The sequence below is a fragment of the Bergeyella anatis genome (assembly GCF_036016955.1).
Lineage (GTDB): Bacteria > Bacteroidota > Bacteroidia > Flavobacteriales > Weeksellaceae > JAYWXI01.
Genome location: NZ_JAYWXI010000097.1, coordinates 1 through 605 on the forward strand (window position 1 = coordinate 1; position 605 = coordinate 605).

1 pseudogene is annotated in these 605 nt (G+C 35.4%); it reads right to left on the minus strand.

The features are described 5' to 3' along the window. Nucleotides 1-605, minus strand: a pseudogene (locus VQ048_RS12415) (type VI secretion system contractile sheath protein TssC); the annotation flags it as partial.

Sequence of the window (605 nt, forward strand, 5' to 3'; positions counted from 1 at the left end):
TCTTCTCCGATCTCTTGATACCTTCCTCTTCCTACAAGCCAGTTACAAGTCATCAATACATTAGAACGATAGATCTCCCCACCTGTCAAATAAGCCTGATCGAACATTTCCATAACATCGTCTGGTTCGTCCAAATGCTCAAAATCGGTTACTAACATTACCTTATTCTCGTTGGCAATCTTAGCCCATTTTTCAACTACTTTATTGGAACCTAAATAACCAGGAATTACTAAAAGTCCATAGTTGTCTTTTAAATCTAACCTATCGTATGAATTGGTTAATTCAGCGTGTATTGTGTCAATAAATCTCGTATTATCTAAGTCTTTGAGTTGATCTAAGGAAGCGTTGATTACAGTTACATTTTTTACCTTATCTAATTCCGTATTTTTATAGAATAAAGCTACAGTTCTATAATTTTTCTCAAGCTCTCTAGTGACTTCAACTGCATGAGCCAAATTCTTTGTTAGCAATTCTTCTGCTGCTTTTCTTTGATCTTCACAATGAGCAACCATATCTGTAAGCGTATCGCTTTTACTAATTACATCTGCCCAAAGTTCCAAAGTTTTTTTCAGTGTCTGACGCTCCTTAGCTTTATTTTTTTCGCT